This is a genomic window from Jezberella montanilacus (assembly GCF_003003055.1).
GTDB classification, from domain to species: Bacteria; Pseudomonadota; Gammaproteobacteria; order Burkholderiales; family Burkholderiaceae_B; genus Zwartia; species Zwartia montanilacus.
On record NZ_PVTV01000014.1, the window covers coordinates 224,886 to 245,639 of the forward strand.

The 20,754-nt window shown below is 51.2% G+C and carries 20 protein-coding genes and 1 tRNA gene; 8 read left to right on the forward strand and 13 right to left on the reverse strand.

Annotated elements, in window-relative coordinates; genetic code table 11:
* Positions 1 to 2: 2 nt before the first annotated feature.
* Both BCM14_RS10385 and BCM14_RS10390 read right to left on the reverse strand, forming a co-directional pair.
* Positions 3 to 2,300, reverse strand: coding sequence for a glycosyltransferase (locus BCM14_RS10385; RefSeq protein ID WP_106227954.1), 2,298 nt, complete (start codon positions 2,298 to 2,300; stop codon positions 3 to 5).
* A 9-nt stretch (positions 2,301 to 2,309) separates the two neighbouring features.
* Positions 2,310 to 3,362, reverse strand: a complete 1,053-nt coding sequence (locus tag BCM14_RS10390; RefSeq protein ID WP_106227955.1) for a polysaccharide biosynthesis/export family protein — start codon at positions 3,360 to 3,362, stop codon at positions 2,310 to 2,312.
* A gap of 95 nt (positions 3,363 to 3,457) precedes the next feature.
* Here BCM14_RS10390 and BCM14_RS10395 point away from each other — a divergent pair, with 95 nt between their 5' ends.
* Positions 3,458 to 4,813 carry an O-antigen ligase family protein gene (locus BCM14_RS10395; protein WP_146129757.1) on the forward strand — a complete coding sequence of 452 codons (1,356 nt, stop codon included), beginning with the start codon at positions 3,458 to 3,460 and terminating at the stop codon, positions 4,811 to 4,813.
* 4 nt (positions 4,814 to 4,817) lie between these two features.
* Here BCM14_RS10395 and BCM14_RS10400 read toward each other — a convergent pair whose 3' ends face one another.
* From BCM14_RS10400 to BCM14_RS10420, 5 genes are read right to left on the reverse strand one after another with little or no spacing between them, the layout of a single operon-like run.
* Positions 4,818 to 5,273, reverse strand: a complete 456-nt coding sequence (locus BCM14_RS10400; RefSeq protein ID WP_259673543.1) for a serine O-acetyltransferase — start codon at positions 5,271 to 5,273, stop codon at positions 4,818 to 4,820.
* The gene (locus BCM14_RS10405; protein ID WP_146129758.1) at positions 5,263 to 7,539 is read right to left on the reverse strand and encodes a DUF535 family protein; all 2,277 of its coding nucleotides are present in this window, start codon (positions 7,537 to 7,539) and stop codon (positions 5,263 to 5,265) included. Before BCM14_RS10405 ends, BCM14_RS10400 begins: the two co-directional genes overlap by 11 nt.
* Before the next feature lie 52 nt (positions 7,540 to 7,591).
* Positions 7,592 to 10,084 carry a sulfatase-like hydrolase/transferase gene (locus BCM14_RS10410; RefSeq protein WP_106227959.1) on the reverse strand — a complete coding sequence of 831 codons (2,493 nt, stop codon included), beginning with the start codon at positions 10,082 to 10,084 and terminating at the stop codon, positions 7,592 to 7,594.
* A complete protein-coding gene (locus BCM14_RS10415; protein WP_146129759.1) occupies positions 10,081 to 10,668 on the reverse strand; it encodes a class I SAM-dependent methyltransferase in 588 nt (195 codons plus the stop codon). The genes BCM14_RS10410 and BCM14_RS10415 overlap by 4 nt, the downstream gene beginning before the upstream one ends.
* A 60-nt stretch (positions 10,669 to 10,728) precedes the next feature.
* On the reverse strand, positions 10,729 to 11,622 hold the full coding sequence (locus tag BCM14_RS10420; protein WP_259673544.1) for a tetratricopeptide repeat protein: 894 nt from the start codon (positions 11,620 to 11,622) through the stop codon (positions 10,729 to 10,731).
* Positions 11,623 to 11,845: 223 nt separating this feature from the next.
* Here BCM14_RS10420 and moaA point away from each other — a divergent pair, with 223 nt between their 5' ends.
* The 7 genes from moaA (at position 11,846) to BCM14_RS10455 (ending at position 16,287) form a co-directional block, all read left to right on the forward strand.
* The gene (gene moaA / locus BCM14_RS10425) at positions 11,846 to 12,868 is read left to right on the forward strand and encodes a GTP 3',8-cyclase MoaA (protein ID WP_106227961.1); all 1,023 of its coding nucleotides are present in this window, start codon (positions 11,846 to 11,848) and stop codon (positions 12,866 to 12,868) included.
* Positions 12,869 to 12,913: 45 nt separating this feature from the next.
* Positions 12,914 to 14,149, forward strand: coding sequence for a molybdopterin molybdotransferase MoeA (locus BCM14_RS10430; RefSeq protein ID WP_106227962.1), 1,236 nt, complete (start codon positions 12,914 to 12,916; stop codon positions 14,147 to 14,149).
* Positions 14,150 to 14,152: 3 nt separating this feature from the next.
* Positions 14,153 to 14,416, forward strand: coding sequence for a MoaD/ThiS family protein (locus BCM14_RS10435; RefSeq protein ID WP_106227963.1), 264 nt, complete (start codon positions 14,153 to 14,155; stop codon positions 14,414 to 14,416).
* Between the two features lie 12 nt (positions 14,417 to 14,428).
* Positions 14,429 to 14,947 carry a molybdopterin synthase catalytic subunit MoaE gene (moaE, locus tag BCM14_RS10440; RefSeq protein WP_106227964.1) on the forward strand — a complete coding sequence of 173 codons (519 nt, stop codon included), beginning with the start codon at positions 14,429 to 14,431 and terminating at the stop codon, positions 14,945 to 14,947.
* 40 nt (positions 14,948 to 14,987) lie between these two features.
* Positions 14,988 to 15,611: a molybdenum cofactor guanylyltransferase MobA gene (mobA, locus tag BCM14_RS10445; protein ID WP_146129760.1), complete on the forward strand. Its 624-nt coding sequence runs from the start codon at positions 14,988 to 14,990 to the stop codon at positions 15,609 to 15,611.
* A 2-nt stretch (positions 15,612 to 15,613) separates the two neighbouring features.
* Positions 15,614 to 16,093, forward strand: coding sequence for a cyclic pyranopterin monophosphate synthase MoaC (gene moaC / locus BCM14_RS10450; RefSeq protein ID WP_106227966.1), 480 nt, complete (start codon positions 15,614 to 15,616; stop codon positions 16,091 to 16,093).
* Positions 16,094 to 16,200: 107 nt separating this feature from the next.
* Positions 16,201 to 16,287 (forward strand) — tRNA-Leu (locus BCM14_RS10455).
* Positions 16,288 to 16,324: 37 nt separating this feature from the next.
* On the opposite strand, the gene BCM14_RS10460 is transcribed toward BCM14_RS10455, so the two are convergent.
* The 6 genes from BCM14_RS10460 to BCM14_RS10485 all read right to left on the reverse strand — a co-directional run bounded on the left by BCM14_RS10460 (position 16,325) and on the right by BCM14_RS10485 (position 20,651).
* Positions 16,325 to 16,912 (reverse strand): mobile mystery protein B, encoded by a 588-nt coding sequence (locus BCM14_RS10460; protein WP_106227967.1) that lies wholly within the window; start codon positions 16,910 to 16,912, stop codon positions 16,325 to 16,327.
* 10 nt (positions 16,913 to 16,922) lie between these two features.
* Entirely contained in the window at positions 16,923 to 17,381 is a 459-nt protein-coding gene (locus BCM14_RS10465; protein WP_106227968.1) for a mobile mystery protein A, read from the reverse strand.
* Positions 17,382 to 17,477: 96 nt separating this feature from the next.
* Complete coding sequence (locus BCM14_RS10470) at positions 17,478 to 18,206, reverse strand: amino acid ABC transporter ATP-binding protein (protein WP_106228025.1); 729 nt, start codon at positions 18,204 to 18,206, stop codon at positions 17,478 to 17,480.
* Between the two features lie 26 nt (positions 18,207 to 18,232).
* The gene (locus BCM14_RS10475) at positions 18,233 to 18,922 is read right to left on the reverse strand and encodes an amino acid ABC transporter permease (protein ID WP_106227969.1); all 690 of its coding nucleotides are present in this window, start codon (positions 18,920 to 18,922) and stop codon (positions 18,233 to 18,235) included.
* 12 nt (positions 18,923 to 18,934) lie between these two features.
* Positions 18,935 to 19,684, reverse strand: coding sequence for an amino acid ABC transporter permease (locus BCM14_RS10480; protein WP_106227970.1), 750 nt, complete (start codon positions 19,682 to 19,684; stop codon positions 18,935 to 18,937).
* A 52-nt stretch (positions 19,685 to 19,736) separates the two neighbouring features.
* Positions 19,737 to 20,651: an amino acid ABC transporter substrate-binding protein gene (locus BCM14_RS10485; RefSeq protein ID WP_106227971.1), complete on the reverse strand. Its 915-nt coding sequence runs from the start codon at positions 20,649 to 20,651 to the stop codon at positions 19,737 to 19,739.
* Positions 20,652 to 20,754: the final 103 nt, after the last annotated feature.

The window sequence follows — 20,754 nt, forward strand, 5'->3', positions numbered from 1 at the left end:
GACTACCATCCATCACTAGGCGTAGACGCTAAAAACGACTGATAGATTCCGCTGAGTTTGAGCACATTTGTCATCAGGTTGAAATCACACACCACCTTTTGTCTTGCCCGGCTTGCGATTTGCTCGCGCAAGGCGGGCTGGGTCATCAGACGTTCTAACTGATGCACTAATGAGTCGAGGTCACCCTGCGTCGCCAGCAAGCCAGTTCGGTTGTGTTCAATCAGTTCTGGAATCCCGCTGACAGGTGTCGAGACGCACGGCACGCCACACGACATAGCCTCCATCAATACAACAGGGATACCTTCATTCAAACTGGGCAGAACAAAAATATCAGCTTTAGCAAACTGGTCGAGTACGGCTTGATGCGCTAGAGCTCCAGTCATCACGACTTTATCTCCGATCTCTGCAGCGGCGATGGCTTGCTCAAGACGAAGCTGATCCGGACCGGCACCTACCAAGACCAACTTAAAGTCGTGGCCTAGATCCCGCAATTTTGCACAAGCTTGAATGAGCAACAATTGGCACTTAGATGGGATCAGTCGACCGACACAGAGCAAACGCTGGGGTGCCACATGAGACTGCCTTGCCGCGAAAGCAAAACGATTGGTCTCAACACCGAGTCGACAGACGATGAGTTTGGCCCAGTACTCCGGTGCGCTGAGCCGCATCAACACTGCTTTGAAATACTGACTCATGCAGATCAACCTATCGGCCTCTTTAACCTTTAAAGCCAGATGTTGTCCCGTGACGTCGTCAAATTCGTCGGAGCCGTGTATTGATAGTGATAAGTGGCAGCCTGTCAGCCGCTTGACGAGCAACCCAACGGTTGCTGCCGCATTGCCAAAGTGCACATGCAAAAAAACCAGATTATTTTGCCGCATCCACTTAGCAATAATGGCTGCCTCTAGGGCATACGCCAAACCCAGCAGACTGCATCGACGGCTTTCCAGACTGAAGCCAAAACAAAACATTTTGAACAGAACGATCGGTTGAAAAGACCAGTAGAACAAGGCGTGCAGTGCTCCGCTATAACCCTCTGCCTTCACGTAAAACGTATGATTGGCTTCCTGTAACTGCGCCGTATTTTGGGTGAGATCTTGCGAGCGCCCCAGATGAGCGGCTGAATTAATCGATGCCGTCAGAATCTCGTGACCGAGACGCCTGAGCTCTTCGATTTCTTGAAGAATAAAGGTGTGAGAGGTAGCAGGATAAAGGCTGATCAAGTATGCGAAACGAGGGAGCACGTTGGGAGCTGTCCGAAGTGCATGCTTATGACTAACTAGACCAAGGATTCGCCTCTGAATATGAGTGCGATACCATACCAACTGACCAAGCACGGCAGGCACTTTGCAAAAGAAGGTGTGCATGGCGTACTGCCAGCGCAGCCATCGGTTGTTTGGCGCTTTCCAGGCACAGCGTGACGCGGTGCGCGCCAAGGCAAGCAAACCAGACGCTACAAACAAACCGAACAGCCACGGCGTGTTGAGGCACGCTAACAAAAGCATCAGTGGTAACACTAAAAATAATAGGCCTTGCCACCAATCTCGGCGTGCCTCGTATTGCCAGAGCGGATTGCCGATCTGACGCATCTGGTGGGCCACCTCAGCGAGACAAATACCAGATCTAAAAGCCCGATTCCAATATTCCTTAAAACTCGTCATACCCAAATCATGGCGAGCCATCGGCAAATCAAACAACTCAATGAGCCAGCCGTTCGCGCGGAGTCGAGCACAGAGCTCTGGCTCTTCTCCCCCCTGCAACGCGGGATTAAAACCATCCACAGCAAGCAGACAACTGCGCCGAACAAACGCGTTACCGCCAAAAAATAAGATCTCACCTACTGGAGTGATCCAGTCTAGATCGATCATCTTATTAAAAAAAGAGTGGTTGGGATGGGCTTCTCGCAGATGGCCCGTGATCGCGCAGCGACGCGAGTCAGTCATCTTTGACAGCGAGAACGCAACGAAGTCTGGAGATATCATGCTATCCCCATCCAGGAACATAATGAACTCACCGCGCGCGAGCTGTAACCCTAGATTGCGAGCCTTCGCAGCACTCGGATGCGCATCGTCAAGCATATAGGCAGCGGCATCAAGGCGCTTTGCCTCTTCCATACTTTGGTCTGTCGAACTCGAATCAATATAAATGCACTCATGCGCAATACCCCGCCAATCGACTTGCTGCACCGCTAAGAGGCATTGCGTCAGACGTGCGCCCTCATTGCGACCGATCACGACAACAGAGACCACGGGGGCAGTGGCGCTTGAAGCGTGCAGCAAACCTTCTGTTTGAACGGCCATTGGCTGTTATTAGAATTTCAGATTGCTTGGGTTAAAGAACAACAACGTAAAGAACGGTGAAATCTGACGCATGAAGTAACCAAAATCGGCAAGCCCGCTGCTCGGTACGAAAATCACGTCACCGTCTTCAAGCGCATAGTTCACCACGCGAGACGGATCAATGAGTGCCGCAAAAGGCACAATAACCAGTTCTTTCGCGCCCGATCGATACAAGCCAATCGATTCTGGGGCAGCGTTGTCATTGGGCCCGCCAGCCTGAGCAATCGCATCAAGCAACGACATACGCGGAGTCAAGCGGTAAGAGCCGGGCTTCTGAACCTGACCCATGACGTAGACTGCTGTATCTGACGAATCGGGGATAAAAACGATATCTCCTTTTTTCATTCGAATGTTGTAATTGACATCGCCATTGAGCAAGGATTTGAGATCCACCCAAATCATTTTGTTACGACCACGAATGATCGCCGCGCGAGTGAGGGTTGCTTGCTTATCAAGAATTGGCATGGCGCCAGCACTAGCCAGCACGTCAACCAGTGTCGGCGAAAATGAGAATTTCAACGCACCCGCGTGCTCGACGCGACCTAGCACAGTGACAAAGTTAGAGCCGTACTCGTCGATCGCGACGCTGACGTTAGGGTGGGTATAGAAACTTTCTAGTCGTCTCTTGATCTCTAACTGCGCCTCTTCGCGCGACAAGTCGTTCACATTCATCACCCCGGCCAAGGGCACAGAGATCTTGCCATCGGGTCCGACCAAATGCTTACCGGTCATTTCAGGCCGCCCAAACACCTCAACACGCAACACATCGCCACTGCCGATGGCATAAGGTGGATTGAGCATCTCTTCGAGGATCGCCAGGTCTTCTTTGCGAAGCAAGACCTTCGCATCGTTGGACTTTTCCGCGGCTTTGAACAGGGGATCTTTTTTAACCAGCGATTCAATATCTGCGGGCGCTCGCGGCGGCCTATCGGAAGCGCACGCCCCCAACAACAATACCGTTAGTAGTGTCAACCAAAAACAGCATGCTTTCAAAATGCCATGACGAGGGGTAGTAAGGGTCATCTTAGAGACCTCTCTGTGATAATCATTAAGGAATATCTACATACCCGAGAGCATTCAACCCCTATACTAAGCCTAAAAGGGAATAACAGGCATACATGACTGCATATATTGTGTTTGTCGCGATGGGACTGTCGATCTACATGATCCGACATCAAAGCCTTGAACGGGCTTTCCTGTATGTCTGGATACCTTTTTTTATTTTGATGCCCGAGTCGTTTTATGTCGATATTCCGGGGCTACCAGATCCAAGCTTTATGCAAGCCGCGATCATTCCAATCGTCATCGCGCTCGTACTCAGACAGGGATTTAACGTGCAGCTGGGCCTGATGGAGTGGCTGATCGCCATCTACTTGGTGTTTCGTGTCGTGGTCGATTACAGCAGTCGCGGTTACGCTGACGCGCAAAATTACACTTTTTTCCTTTTGACCTCAATGCTTGGCCCCTACCTGTTGGGACGGTATTTGATCAAAAACCGCTTGATGGATATCGACACAGCCAAGATGTTTGTGTTGATGTTCATCATAATGTTTCCAATGATGATTTTTGAACTCAACTATTGGGTAACGCCGATTTATAAATTGCTCGCCCCTTTGTTCCCCAACGCACAAAGTGGCCTATCAGTTCGTTATGGAATTGCTCGTGTGCACGGCTCCTTCACCCACCCTATCCTAGCGTGCATCATGATTTTGATCGCTTACCGGTTACATCGCTGGCTAACATGGAAAGGCGTGTGGGATCAGACGCAGAGCGGTTTACTGGGAATTTTTCAGCGTATCAGCATGGCGATGCGAGTACCGATGAGTTCCCAAATCTCGATCATGCTCTTACTCACTGCCATGCTGACGATATCTCGTGGCCCCTGGCTTGGAGGCCTGTTCGGTGCAGTGATTGCTGCAATCGGACATAGGCCTGACCCCAAAAAAATTCTGTATGTGGTTGTTCCGCTGATGGTGCTCACGGCGGTAATTGGAGGTCTGTTGCTCAACGATTACCTGTCTCCGGGTCCCGGGATCTCACTGAGCTACGAAGCAGGCACGCTGTTGTATCGCAAGAGTCTGCTCGATCGTTATTTTGGCTTCGTCCTCGAGCGCCCGTTCACGGGCTGGGGATTGACCACTACCCCCAGACTGCCGGGCATGGAGTCTGTAGATAATGGTTTTCTTTTAATGGCACTTGAACACGGCCTGCCGGCACCGCTTCTATTTATTGCCATGCTTGCCTTTGCGATTGTCTCTCAAATCTATTTCGCCATTCAGGGCGATGACGATAAACCCGCAATTGGGTTTACGTTTGCAGGAATCTACGTCATGTGTTTTATCGCGTTTACAACTGTGTATATCGGTGCCCAAACCATGCCGATGATTTTTTTATTACTGGGCTGGGGCGAGAGCATTCGTCACCGGGACAACAAACCGGTTGAACCGCCTTCATTTAAGCGTGTCATTTGTTAAACGCTTAGATCCTGTGGATGATGCGGGCCGGTATACCCACTGCGGTACAGTCATCGGGCACGTCTTCCAGCACCACAGCATTTGCTCCAATCCAAGCTCGATTCCCAATATGGATACCACCGAGCACTTTCGCGCCTGCCCCCACATAGACATCGGAACCCAGCACTGGGGCGATACCACTTGCCACAATCCCGATCGTGACTTGCTGCATGAGCACGCAACGCGGACCGATTATCGCGTTCTGATGCACCACAATACCGGTTGGATGCGGCAAGTCCAGATCAGCACAGATACTTGCCAGGCGATGAATATCCGAAGCAGTGATCGTGCTCCAAAACTTGTGGCGTAGGCTTGCGTATAACTTAAGCCCCTTGCCAAGCCAGTCGGTTCGACTAACAAACCTTTGATAGTCGAGAATACTTTTGACGAGAATCACGTGAGACCGAACCTTAGGTCGCATGGATGAGTACCCCAATGCGTGCCGCCAGATCAAGATCAAGCTTGTTGAGTAATTGGTAACGCCTTTCATAGGCTGCGCGCTTTCGGGATGGGATATGCTCTGCGATTTTTTGATGGTACTGCACAGGGATCTGGTAGAAACCTGTGATCGTATCTTGCACACCATTAAATTCGATCCATTGTTGATCGTAGTCCGTCACTAATTGTTGGCGATCAAACGGTCCAAAAAACGGATGTCGATGATGACGATGAGCCTCTGACACCCCAAGCAAGCACGAGAACGCTAATCGTCTGGCGATCATTTGAAGTGAGCTCAGCAAAAGACTCCGGGCTGACAAACCATAAAAGTCTTGTGTGATTTTTTTATAAATTTGCGTACGTTCATCACTGGCAATTGAGTGAGCCATCCCTTGTACGGCACCCATATAGACAATAGTCATGCCAGCCTCACGTCCAAACGTAAAAGCGATGGACGAAACCCTGACCTCATGCTTGAAAATATTCAAAACGAGCTCGCCTTCTCGCTTAAACCACTCGGGTCGGTCAAGCACAAGCCTCAGACCCTCTGAGAAGGAAGACAGGTCTAACAGTAGGGCTGGGGATTCGCTCACAATGCCCAGCAGGACCGGATAGTTTTTTTTGAGTATTTCATAATGTCTGGCTTTCTTATCTAGCCGCTGTTCAACTGTCCAGGTATTGTTGATATACGGCCACTCACACATGCCGATTACATCTATTTGATTGATGAACAGAGGCGGCAAATCAAGTACAGAAATTCGCTGAAAAAACTGCAACAAGGCAGAGCGATGCGCTAGGGCTGCACCCCACAGAATCATTCTTCTTTTGAAACCAGACAGGCTGGATTCGGGGTGAATACTGCGAGCTGCTTGCTTGATCACAGGTAGCAGACTTAACAAGCCAACCGAATGATTTATCTTTGAAGCTTCAGCCACGCCAAGAGACTGATGAAAGTCGGGCTTAGGCCCCTGACTTGTGACCCATTGCAAAACCTGAAGGACTTGTGCTGCCTTCGCATCCCAGCTGAATAACTGTCTTGCACGGCTGTAGGCGCGCGCTGAGCGAGACTCAATTTGTTCAGGCTGCCCTGCCAACTGATCAAATAAGTGCTTGAACTGCTCAATGATTACAGTGCGCGAAGCCATGGCAATAAGAAAGCCCGTATCGGCGGTGACCAGTTCACCTGGACCGCCATAGTTGACGACAGCAGGCACCAAACCAAGTGCCATGGCTTCAAGTACAACGGCACCGCCAAATTCTCGGATACTGGGAAGCACGAGCAGATCCCTGGTGACCAGCAGCTCCTGCAAACCATGATGAGACACCCAACCTGTTAGCTCGACCCGATTTGAGATGCCAAGATCAAGGATCATCTTTTCGAGAAGAGGTCGTTGGGGACCCTCACCAATGATCGTCAGATGAATGCGTCCCGCTCGGATCAACGCAGCAGCAGCCTCGAGCAGCATATCTGCCCCCTTGTACGGCACCAAACGACCAACAAAGACAAGCCTAAGCGGTACAGCGCAGGTGCGCAGGCGTCTGAGGGTGAAGCGCGCAAGATCGATGCCGTTTTCCGGGATGTAGATACACTTGTGGTGATAGCGCTGTGGCTCAAGTGCAAGCGTGTCTTGAGACCCGACAATGATAGCCGCAGCATAGTCGCGGGTCGAACGATAACCGGGCAAAAGTTTATAGAAGGCTCGCAAGTAACTCAGCCATTCATTTTCGTCACGCCTGGCAGCGTCAAACTCGTGTGGCCAGGGAACGCCCCCGTTTAAAGGGCCAAGCACAAAGGGCACGCCGGCGCGGGCACAACGTTTGGAAAGTAAGCTGGGGGCTGTCGGGCTGAGCGGCGTGATGCGATACACGACGTCGAACTGATGGTCACCGATTGCTCTGCCCCACGCTCGCCATAGTAACCATTCAAAATACGGGTAGGCAAAGGAAGATAATGCCGTGACGACGGTCCAGCCCTTGCCTTCACCGCCACGCAGCCAGGTCGCGAGTTGATACATCGGCTTAGCCACACGCTCTGAGTCAATCACAGAAAAATCCTGACCAAGGACGAGACCTGCTCGTTGAAGTGCGCCCTGATTGCGAACCTGAGTGACGAGATGACCGGCTGTCAGTCTCATGACTGCGATGGCATGTGACCAGCCTTCAAGGGGCACACTGACCCACTCTGGGTTGCAGGCCTCAGCAATGATCAATACACGGAGTTTGCGCTCCGACTTCACCGAATCAGACATCACCATCTGGCAGCCTATTGTGAATACTCGCGGAGACAAGTCCCCAGCCCGATCAGTTCAGGGCGTTTCGATCTCTTGACTTCAAGCCCACCATTCGAAAGGTGTTCGCATCCAGATCCAACAGTTGTCTGGGCTCAACGTTCATGGCATTCCACCGAAAAGTCTTAGCGGCGACAATCAGCTCTACGACACTCAAGCTCTGATAGTCAAAGCTTAAGTCGGTGAATGCATCGGTAAGGACTAGCTGGTCAATTTTTGCGTAGAGTGGCTGACAAGCCTCACGTTCAAGACTGCTAATCCGTCCGCGAGCTTCAGCACAAGCTAACCACTGCTCGGAAGGCAAGCTATATGCAGTCTTAACCCCTTTTTGCCTCAAGGTCTGAACACATCCAATTACGTTGCGATCGCTGAGGTCAATTTCTGTCGCTAATGAGACCAAAACAGTCTGACCGGCAGATAATGTCGGTTCAACCAACGCCAGAAGTTGCTGACAGAACCTGCTTTCTTTTAGGTCACGTACCTGCAACCAAAGGGAAAGCTTATTGCGGGAGGCAATCTCAACGACGGTGCCGATAGCCGCTCCTGGTACCGATGCGCTTGAAACGGTTAAAGGGACTGCGCCCTGAGAATTGGCAACAACATCCAGTTGAAGACAATTGGCTACCATCGCGCCACGTAAAGCCATGGCGATCGTATTAACGGCCGAGTAACACAACGCGGATTGATCAAGCAGATGGGTTTGGCGCGCCACAAATATGCGAGTGGGATCATCGGCTGAATTAGTTGCGGGAGCAGATGCCCCCGCTGCTGAGCCGTGCACATCCGCGTTATTTGTATTGACATAGGTATCGCCAGAGGACGTTCTTCGAACCAGCACGGGCGGGATATAGGCGTCTTGTGGTGCCCCGATAAGCCGTGGCAGCACCAGTGCAGTCTCTGCGACCTGCCCGCCCAACAAATCAATGATGGTTGCCGGGATTTGCGCGAGCGTTGTCAACGCAGTCGTCTCTGACAAGTGTTTATAGTTATTAAACAGGTCGGGATACATCAGCCGTGCAGACGCGTTAAATGAGACGAGCAGCGGAACCCGAGCCATTTCGTGCGTAAAGCGTGACGATTCATGGCCTCTCGACGTAAACACCGACTCGCCATGATCTGAAAAATAAATCAGCACAGTGGGATTTTCAAGCCGACTGAGCTTTTCAATGACTTGGCTTACGGTGCGATCGACATAGCGTATTGCGGAGTCATAATTTTCAATGTTCTCAGTTGCACCTCGAACCGTCCCAGCAATGGCCGCATCACTTCTATTTTTAAAGTAATCATCGACGTGCGGGTAAAAATCCTTCGGGATCGCCCCCAGGTATCCATTCATGCCACCGTGTCCCGCAAACGAATGCAAAAAAACGACGGAACTATTCGCTGAACTCAATTTTGGTATCAGCACATCGAGATGCTTTAAAAAGAAGTCTCCGTCATAGGGCCGGTTGATCATGTACTCAGCATTACCCAGACGGGTGGTATCCACACTGTATTGCTTTTGAGCATGCTTAAAGATGATTGAACCCGCCATGTTCCAAGTGCCTTCTTCCCCTTGGTTGCTGAGTAAATAGCTTGGGATGTGGTTGTATGCAAGCAGGTCGGGAAGACTAACTCGAGTCCTTGAGGTGATGGGCAATAAATCCTGATTGGTGTGAAGTCCAATACTCAGTGCTTCTAGCAACGAGTCAGAGGTGTGAGTAAAGGTCGACATCACATTTTTAAATACCAGCACCTGACTGTCTTGTTGTGCCAGACGAGTCAATTCTGGGGTTGTGTCGCGAGGGTAACCATAGAGGCCCATGTTCATGACTGTCGTTGATTCGCCAAGGTAAATCACGACATTCAATGGTCGATTAAACACAAGTGGCATTGCGGGATTGTCGAAGTTTTTGGCTGCCCTATTGAATATTTCGGAGTTGCTTTGATAGCTTAGGGTTGCTCGGACCGACAAAATATATAAGGCGACTGCCGTGAGGCAAAGCCCCGCCAAGAAGCAAAAAACAAACGTCGTCTGTCCGGAGAAGTTGCCTTTACGTCGAACGACAAGCAATGCAGAAAAGATAAAAAAGCCAGCAATCCCATACAGTGCTAATCTTCGATAAGCAATGAAAGGCACAAAAATACTGAGCATGCCCGGAATGAAAAATAGCGCTTCGTGCAAGTCGAATTTCTGTGTCTCACTGAACGAATCCGCGCCAAGCCCGAGCAGCCAGACAGACACGGATTCATAGTAAATCACCCAGGCAAAGGCGATGAGGGTCACCAACACCAACGGTACCCAATACCGTTTAATTAAAAAACTTGCCGCGACCAAACAAATGCCGAGAAGAAAAAGGTATTCGGGCTGCTGCTGCGAGACGATCTCAAAAAGCCTACCAACGTTATATCTCGCAAGCTCTTTTGAACTCGGCCTGATACCGAGCAGGTAAGCCGCCATGGTCATGCCTGTCAACACGCCCACACCCGCAAGAAGGTAGCCCCAACGCCGGCGGACTGCGGTCACGCACAACCTTGAAAGACGAGGTTGCTACGACCCACTGAACTCTTGGAAAATCTTGCTTCTAATAAAGCGCGATCAATTTGGGCAAAGCCAAATGCAGACGACAAAAAATCAAGCCAAGGTATCCCATTAAATTTTGACAAATAAATGAGTAACATCGCCTGTGGCACTTGGCGGTGGCACTGCTCAAGAAAAATCAAAGGATCCGGCAAAACGGAATAAACATGCAGCAGGGAAACGTGCGTCGCAGTTGAGTACTTCTCGATTGCACTTTTAGCGTCGAGCACGTCAAAAGTGAACTGCTGTGAGGATGCGTTTGGTACCGCCTGAGCCAGCGCTAGCGCGATTGAGTCGGGATCGGTAAAAATGATGCGGCTGCTCGGTTTGAGTCTGAGCAAGGGGATGCAAGCGCCAATCCCAGTACCCAGATCAAGAACCGTAGAATATTCAAGCGCGTTGACATACTCTGCGAAGTGCTGGTAACTGGACTTTTGCCAGACCGCCCAGGTGTAGGGATAGATCGACCGCCAGCATGCCCATTTGTTTTTAATGCTTGCCCGGGCGGTTAGTGCGATTTGATCCTCCACCAGCACTACCCCCAGCAAGCATCAACCTTGCATCGACCAGCATAAAGTGCAGGCAGGGACTTAGTCCCAGTCGTTACTACCACCTCCACCACCATTATCGCCCCCATCATCCCATGAGGAAGAATCAGTCGCGCCGAAGTTTTGCCCTCCCATATCAAACGGCTGTTGTGCTGGACTATCCCAAGACGAGTCGAGCTGACCAGCCTGTGCGGGAGGAATAAAACCTGATGAGCCGCTATCGTGATGACCATCACCCATGACCCGATGCATCAGTGCCTCGCCTGCAACGACACCCACACCGAGTGCGGCGCCAGTCGCCAGGCTTCCCATCAGGCCTGAACCCATTCCACCTGGAGCAGGGGCTGCAGGCGGATAGCCCATCGGCTGGCCAGGCATCCCGCCCGCTGGGCCTGCCGGTGGCACAGGATTACCGAAACCGCGTCCAAATGTTGCAGCAGGACCAGCACCGTTCATGGGCATGGATGCAGGTGGCTGAGTTTTGTTACGACCAAAGGCAAAGTAAAGCAGGGCACCCATTAAAGCCAAAGCGCCAATGATCCAGCCCCATGGTATGGATGGCTTGAGCTGATTAATTGCTGCTTGCTTCGCCTGGTTCGCGCTTGATCCGATAAAAGTGCGCAAAGCTTGCACGACTTCGGGTTTCTCGCCAGGCAGCCCGGGCGACAACTGCTCAGCGGTGGCCAGCTCGGCTTTGGCACGATTAAGCAAGCCTTGCTTTGCGTAGATTTCAGCTTGCACAAAATGCGCTTTACCGCTGTTCGGATGGTCTCTAAGCACTTGATCCATCATGCTTTGAGCCGCTTTAAAATTGCCCGACTGAGCAGCCTGATAAACCTCTTGCATGCTGGGTTCTGCAGCGACTGCCAACCCGGCAACGCATGAAAGCGACATAACCAAAGCGACCAGCAGTCCAGTAATTAAACGACGTGGCATGGCGGAAACTCCTGAAAAAGACCTGAACACACGATACTCCAACAATTTGTTACATGGGGACGATTAGTTAACTTAACAATACCGCAACCTATAAAAAGTATTAGTGATATCCCTTAGGTTTTATTTATTAACTAAGACTAATAAATTGAAGAATGGTTCCTTTTGCACCGACGAGAAGCACCGGCAGTAGCGAAAAACAAATAAAAGTCGCACAATACGGTTTATGGTTACTAATACAGCACATCAAACGACACAGGGGGGTAACACACCCTTGATAGATCGCTTCGGCAGGCGGATCGAGTATCTGCGATTATCTGTGACCGACCGTTGCGATATGAAGTGCACCTATTGCTTGCCCAAAAGCTTTAAAGGCTACCAAGAACCCAAAGACTGGCTGACGTTTGACGAAATAGAACGCGTCGTGGGAGCCTTCGCCAAACTAGGGACATCCAGAGTCCGGTTGACTGGCGGTGAGCCGCTTCTGCGACGTAATCTTCCCGACTTAGCTGCTCGCCTAAGTGCCCTGCCAGGCATCACGGACCTATCCTTATCGACGAACGGCTCTCGCTTGCCCGAGTTTGCAACTGCCTTGCGTGCCGCTGGCGTTCGCAGATTGAATGTCAGTCTTGATAGCCTGGATCGTGAATGTGTCACGCAAATTACGGGGCGTGATTCGATTGACGATGTGATGGCCGGTCTGGATGCTGCTCAAGAAGCGGGTTTTTCCCCGATCAAACTCAATATGGTTGTGATGCCGGGCGTCAACGCACACGAGGTTGAGGCCATGGCCAAGTTCTGTATGGACAGGGGTTTTATCCTGCGGCTGATCGAGACCATGCCGATGGGTAGCACTGGTTTGGGGTCAGGCTACACCCCCTTAGGCCCGATTTTGGATCAATTGCGCGACAAGTTCGATCTCATTCCAGAAATCAATAAAGAAATGGGCGGTGGCCCTGCCCGGTACTGGCGCACGCAAGATGGTCGCGGGCAGATCGGATTGATTACCCCCATCAGTCAACACTTCTGTGAAACGTGTAACCGCGTTCGTCTATCCGTTTCTGGCACGCTCTACATGTGCCTGGGCCAGGAAGAAAAAGTCGAACTAAGGCCTTTACTGCGCGATGGTTGCTCTGATGAGGATTTGGTTCAGATCTTGCGACAGGGCATTGAGCTCAAACCCGAGAAGCACGAGTTTCGCGAAGCCCCCACCAAAATTATCCGTTTTATGTCGCAAACTGGCGGTTAAGGTTTCTCCTCGGTATGCCGCCAAAACACGGCATACAATTGCCCTATGAAACCACGTGTCCAATTACTCGACTTCGACGCAGCCAGACTGCATTTACTTGAGCAAGCTTCTTCGCCTGCGACCTCAAACCATCCAACACAGACGCTGAACCTGCTTGAGGCGCTGGATCGTGTATTGGCCGCACCGGTTGTCTCACCGATCAATGTCCCGGGCTTTGATAACTCAGCCATGGATGGTTATGCGCTGAATGTCTCTGATTTTGCTCGGCTGCCCGAGTCGTTTGAGGTTGTTCAACGTATTGCCGCTGGGCATACAGGTAGCTCAATCGAGGCCGACACTGCCGCACGAATTTTTACGGGCGCCCCTATCCCCCAAGGCTGCAACGCAGTGGTGCCACAAGAACACACAACCGTCGATGGTACTGAGGTCAAACTTACTCAAGCCATTGAGCACAGCCAAAACATTCGGCGATGTGGCGAAGATATACGCGCAAAATCTGAAATCCTGCCTGCTGGCGTCAAACTTGGGCCTCAGCACCTGGCCATGATTGCTTCGATCGGTGTCGCCACGGTATCTGTTTACGCGCCCCTAAAGGTCGGCGTCTTTATGACGGGCGACGAGCTCACCGAACTGGGTCAAGCGCTTGAACCGGGGGGCATCTACAACAGCAACCGCTACGCCATCGTGAGTCTGCTCACTAAGCTCGGTTGTGTGGTCAATGACTACGGCATCGTGCGCGACTCTGCTGAAGCCACTCGCGAAGCTTTTATCAAAGCTGCCAGCGAAAACGATGTCGTCATGACCTGTGGTGGCGTCTCGGTCGGTGAAGAAGATCATGTCAAGGGCGCAGTACAAGCGTTGGGGAAACTCGATCTGTGGCAAATATCCATGAAACCCGGCAAGCCTTTGGCTTACGGTAAAGTCGGTCAGGCGGATTTTATCGGCTTGCCAGGCAATCCTGTTAGTGCATTTATTACGTTTTTATTGATGGCGCGTCCGTTCTTATCAAAGCGCATGGGCTTGAAGGATTTTGACCTCAAGTACCTCGAAGGGATCTCTGGTTTTGACTGGCCTCGCCCAGACGGTCGCCGCGAGTTTTTGCGGGTGGCTCGCAAGGTGGATGCGTCAGATCAAACTGTGCTTGAGCTCTATCCCAATCAGGGCTCTGGGGTCATGAGCAGTCTTGCTTGGGCAGAGGGCTTAGCTGACGTTGCAGCGGGAACCAAAATACAAGAAGGCGACGCACTTCGCTACCTGGCTCTGTCAGACTTGCTGAGTTAAACCATGGCAAAACCCATCACACTGCTCTATTTTGCACAATTCAGAGAGCTCTTCGGCTGTAGCCAAGAGACGCTGGATCTGCCCGACGACGTGGCAACACTGAATGATCTTATTCAGTTGTTATGCCAGCGAGGTGATGTCTGGCAAGAGCAGCTCGGTGGCGACAAGGCGTTTCGCGCTGCCATTAATCAGGATATGGTTGAGGTGACGGCAACGATTCCAGCTCATGCAGAGATCGCCCTCTTTAAACCTGTTACGGGCGGTTGAGAGGCCAGCAAAATGACGAGCCGACCGGGTGATACCCCTGATTCGAGTGCAACCAGGATTTCTGTTGCCGTACAAACAGACGATTTCGATCTAGCGAAAGAACACGCGTTTTTGGTGGCCGGCGATCATGGTATCGGCGCAGTAGTCAGCTTTATCGGGATGGTCAGGGATCTGAATCTGGCTGACGATGTCGTTGCGCTCGAGCTTGAACACTACCCTGGCATGACTGAAAAAGCGCTGACCAAGATCGCAACACAAGCGTCTGAGCGATGGCAATTGCAGGCTGCTCGTATCCTACATCGGGTGGGCAAGATGTATCCGGGCGATCAGATCGTGATGGTGCTGACAGCGAGCCCTCACCGTCATGAGGCCTACGAAGCCAATACCTTTATGATGGACTTTCTTAAAACAGAAGCGCCCTTCTGGAAAAAAGAATGGACACCTACTGGACCACGCTGGATTGAGGCGCGCGAGACCGATTCTGACGCTGCAACTCGGTGGTCGCAAGCCCGGCAAGTTCAAGAAACTTAAGAAACAACCTACGCCCGCGTTGCAACTCAAAAAAACCACCATGACAGAACTGACTCCTCTTGAAACGATTGAAAATCCCGCTTTTTACTACGAAGCATTAGTACTGGCTGGCGGCCGTGGCAGCCGGATGGAAGGTAGGGATAAGGGTTGGATCATGTGGCAAGGGCATCCCTTGATCGAACACGTATTGGATCGATTAAAAAATCAAACTGTGCCGCCTCACAGAATCACCATCAGCGCCAATCGCAATCTTGATGCCTATCAACAGACCGGTCATGTCGTGCTGTCAGATGACAGAGCGGGCTACCTTGGACCGCTGGCAGGCATTGAATCAGCCTTAGTACGCTGCAGGCAGCCCCTGCTATTAGTGCTACCTTGCGACACACCGGCTATCCCTTTTGACCTTGCCGAGCTGCTGCACAGTGCGATGGCGGCTCAACCCTCAGCTCAAGGGGCCTATGCAACAACTGCAGATGGCCCTCATCCACTTTGCTGCTTACTTAAACCGTCAGTAGGACCTTTATTGTCAAAGTTTCTTGATGCTGAGCAAGGCCGGATTGTCGACTGGCTAAACACCGCAGGTGCAATCCCCGTTAGTTTTAACGATGCGGAGGCCTTCGCCAATTTCAACGATGCGACCATGCTGCAAGAGAAGGATCAATAATCATGAGCGCAGATCTGACTCACTTTGATGCTGCGGGCCATGCCCACATGGTTGACGTGTCCAGCAAGCGCGAAACACATCGCCGTGCCGTGGCCAGCGGCACAATTTCGATGCATCCAGCGACGTTTGACAAGCTTGCACAAGGCACGGCGTCAAAAGGTGACGTCTTGGGTGTTGCCAGGCTGGCCGGCATTATGTCAGCCAAGCAAACCGGCAATCTCATCCCCTTATGTCACCCCTTACCGTTAAGCCACGTGTCGGTTGAGTTTGCCCTCGACCAAGCGGCCTGTGTTGTCACCTGCACAGCAGCGACAGAAACTGTCGGCCGAACCGGGGTCGAAATGGAAGCAATGACCGCTGTCAGCGTTGCACTGCTAACCATTTACGACATGTTGAAAGCCGTTGATCGTGGCATGGTGATTAATGCCGTCAAGTTAATTGAAAAGCATGGTGGTAAATCAGGAAGCTGGGTTGCCGACTGAGCATCGCTAATATTTTTCGTTGCAGATCTTGCACAACAATTCGCACGCTTCAAGTTTGTCGTACAATCTGCCCCTTACAAAATCCTGCCCCGCAGGATAACTACCCCGCCCGGGTGGTGAAATTGGTAGACACAAGAGACTTAAAATCTCTCGCCTTTACGGGTGTACCGGTTCGATTCCGGTCCCGGGCACCAGACAATTGCTAAGGTGACTGCAAGGCGGCACAACTCGTCAACTACGGGCAAAAGCGATCAAATCAAGAGGCTGCCCTTGATCAGCTGCACGCAAAGCAGTCAGATAACGGTTTCGAAGCTCCCCTACAGATTCAATGGATGCCTCGCTGCGCCCCCAAGTCAGCCGTGGACGGCTCAGACGCATTGCCAGTAAATCTGCCGTCAATCGCGCATGACGTCCGTTGCCATTCGGGAAGGCATGGATCCACACTAGCTGATGATGAAAACGCACAGCAATCTCGTCGTTGTCAAAGACACGATTCTCAATTTGATACTGGGTATTGTCCAGCAAGTTGCGTAATTTCACAGCAATCTGCGTCCAGTCAACACCAATGTTCTTATTACTTTTCCGAAACGTCCCTGCCCACTTCCAGGTCTTATCAAACATCTTGCGGTGCAGGTCACGGATGAACCCCTCATCCAACAAGTCCCGCTTTTTTTGCCTTACCGCCCAACGATCTCCCTGAGCGATATTTACTTGTTCCCAGGCGTTCAGGTCACCCTGCGTTGAAATATGCGCGGGCACCAAACCAGCGGCTTCGTCTGGATCGAGAGGGGTTGCACCAATCGGGTAATGAAATTCCATATACAGCAACTCACCATAGTTCGCGGCGCGAGCCTTCAATCAGATCTTTGACCGCTCGGTCGAACTGAAGGTTGTTTAGAGAACTATTCACCGCCTGATCCTCTAGGACCATAGAGTGAGCAATCGGTGCCAGCCGCTCTCTGGCAACAACTTCTGCCCGCTCATGCAATAGCTGGGTCAGGCTGGTGCGAGGCACCAATGCATAGTGCAGTTCACAATCCAGTGCCGATGCAAGCTTACGCAATGTGCCGAGAGTGATGGTGTCTGTCGCCTCTGAGCTTTCCAGCTTGCGTACTCCAGCATGTGACATACCTAACCGGCGAGCGAACGCCGCAGCGGACATCCCCAAAGACTCGCGGATTGCACGCACCCAGCCTAATCTGGGGCGCGAGATCGATTGCACTGCCCCAAAAGAGGTCAGCAGAGTATCAACTTGCAGAAGCTGAAGATCGCGTAATTGGTTTTTCATGTAACCTAAAGGTATCGTTTCAGTCTTTATATTTTAACCTATAAGTTACATAAATGCACTATAAAATAAACCTATAGGATTATTTTATCGAATAACTTAGTGCTGCAAAATCTTAGATAAAAACTGAATCGCCCGATCGCTTTTGGGTTGCGTGAAGAAGTCCTCTTTCGTCGCATCTTCAACGATCTCACCCTGATCCATAAAGATGACACGATTGGCAACCTTGCGGGCAAAGCCCATTTCGTGAGTGACGACCATCATGGTCATGCCCTCTTTGGCAAGATCCACCATGACATCCAAAACCTCACCGACCATTTCAGGGTCGAGCGCTGACGTGGGTTCGTCAAACAACATGACATGCGGATCCATGCACAAGGCTCGAGCGATGGCAACACGCTGTTGCTGCCCGCCCGATAACTGACCGGGAAATTTATCTTTATGTGCCGTCAGACCCACACGGTCCAACATTTTTAAGCCACGCGCTAAGGCCTCATCCTTACTGCGCCCTAACACTTTGATCTGCGCCAAAGTCAGATTTTCAGTCACATTCAAATGCGGAAACAATTCAAAATGCTGAAACACCATCCCCACCTGACTGCGCAGCTTAGGCAGATTAGTTTTCGGATCGTGCACTGGCACATCGTTAATGAACAACTTACCCTCTTGAAACGGCTCAAGGGCATTCACACATTTGATCAGCGTCGATTTGCCCGACCCCGAAGGGCCGCAAACCACCACCACCTCACCACGATCGACGTGTGTACTGCAATGCTTCAGCACGTTAAAGCTACCGTACCATTTTGATAAATCGTCGATCACAATCATTTTGTCTGACATGGTGGCTCTCTCAATCAGGCAACGGCTAAACGACGTTGCAATTGCTTCACGGCCAGCGAAGCAACAAAGGAAATCACAAAATAAACCAGGGCTGCGAACAGATACATTTCAACCAAGCGACCATCGCGCTGAGCCACCTTGCTGGCTGCCCCCAAAAAGTCGGTGATCGACAGGACATAAACCAGTGACGTGTCCTGAAACAACACAATCGTCTGCGTGAGAAGCAACGGCATCATGGATCTGAAAGCCTGTGGCAAGACAACATAGACCATTACTTGCCAATAACGCATGCCTAAGGCTTGCGCTGCGGACGTCTGACCGCCAGGCACAGCTTGTATCCCCGCACGCATGATCTCAGAAAAGTATGCTGCCTCGAAGAGAGAAAAGGTGACGAGCGCCGAGGTAAACGCCCCGACGGTCATGGGTCGTGATGCACTGGTTACCCATTGACCAATATAGGGGAGTAGAAAGTAAAACCAAAAGATCACCAGTACCAAGGGCAACGAGCGGATTAAGTTGACATAGCCCGCGGCAAGTTTTTGCAGCGCCGTGAATTTTGATAACCGCATCATGGCGATCAAGGTACCTAGCACGATACCGCTCAAGGCAGCCAAGCCCGTCAAAGTCAAGGTAAAACTCATCCCGTCGCGAAAGAGATAGACCCAGGATCTTTGAATGACATCGAAATCGAAATGACTAAACATGGATCATCGCCTTTAATGCACAACGGCGCTGGCAGAGACACCCAGGAATCCAGGTACGGAGACCGCTCGCTCAAGTTTGCGCATCAAGAAGGTGACAACGAGATTCGTGACTAGGTAGAGCACTGTCGCCACCGTGAAGGCTTCGAATACTTGAAACGAAAACTCCTGCATGGATCGGGCGCGCGCAGTGAGCTCCATCAAGCCAATGGTGAGCGCGACAGAGGTGTTTTTTATCGTGTTCAGGAACTCTGAGGTCATCGGCGGAAGCATCACCCTCAAGGTGATTGGCAACAAAATATAGCGATAGGTCTGGGCCGTGGTGAGCCCCATCGCAGTCGCTGCTAACTTCTGCCCTTTCGGCAAAGACAGGACGCCTGAGCGCACTTGCTCTGCCACCCTTGCGGACATGAACAAGCCTAAGCCCAACACCGCAGTGTAGAAAGACGCATTGGGCATCTGCTTGATCATATCCCCCAAATGCCTGGGGACTAGTTCAGGGATAACGAAGTACCAGAGAAACAGCTGAACCAATAAGGGGATGTTTCTGAACAATTCGACGTAAGCATCACCCAAAAGACGACCAAACCGGTTGGGCAAAGTCCTTACGACGCCAATTGCCAAGCCGAGCGTGAAAGCAAGCACCCAAGCGCAAGCAGCGGTGATCAGCGTCCAGCTCAAGCCGGACAGCAACATCTGCAAATAACTGCCCTGCCCCTCTGGAGACATCTCTAGGAGGATGCCCCAGTTCCATTTGTAGTTCATGTTGGCTCAAAAAAACCCTGCCAAACGGGGCAGGGTGATTAGCATAAAACGATTATTTGTATGAATCAGGATCTGGATTGTCAGTCGGATTCGCGAAGGCTTTTTTCAGTTCTGCAGAGGCAGGTTGATTCAAGACAATCCCTTTAGGAGGAATCGGTTTTTCAAACCACTTGGCATGCAAAGCCAGCATCGCTGGGGACTTGTAGAGCTTGCCTGCTGCTTCATCAACGACTTTTTTGAAAGCTGGGTCATCACGAGGGATCATGAAACCATAGGGCTCAGGCTTAGAGAAGGCATCCTTAGAAATTTCAAAATCGCCGGGCATTTTGGCTGAGCCGATCAAACCAGCAAGGATAATGTCATCCATCACAAATGCCGCTGCGCGACCTGTCTCAACCATCAAAAAGCCTTCCGGATGATCCTTAGCGCTCAGGATGGTCAAGTTCAAGTTCTGTGCAACGTTGGCCTCAGTCACTTGCTTAATATTCGTGCTGCCTGCAGTGGATACCACTGTCTTGCCTTTCAGGCTGGCGATATCGGTGATACCCGATCCTTTCTTGTAAACGTAACGGCTAGCGGTCAGGTAGTAACTGGGACCGAAAGACACTTGCTTCTGACGATCGACGTTATTGGTGGTTGAACCACACTCAAGGTCAATCGTGCCATTCGCCATTAAAGGGATTCGGGTCGCAGAAGTCACCGGATTCAGTTTGACTTGCAGGTTAGGCATGTTCAGTTGAGCCTTGATACCGTCGACAACCGCCATGCAAATATCCATCGCGTACCCGACAACCTGCTGCTTGTCGTCGTAGTAAGAAAACGGCACCGATGCGTCGCGATGACCGATCGTGATGGTGTTGGTCTCTTTTATTTTTTTCAAAGTACCCGTCAACTCTTGCGACAGGGCAGCATTTGAGAGCACCAAACTTGCTACTGCCAAAACACTCAACTGGATAAATTTCTTCATGCCCGACCTCGCGTAAAGTTAACGTAATAAAAAAATAACAACTTAACGCTATTTTGCACTGCAACAGACAAAAAAAGCCAGCACTTGTTTACCCTGAGGGCCA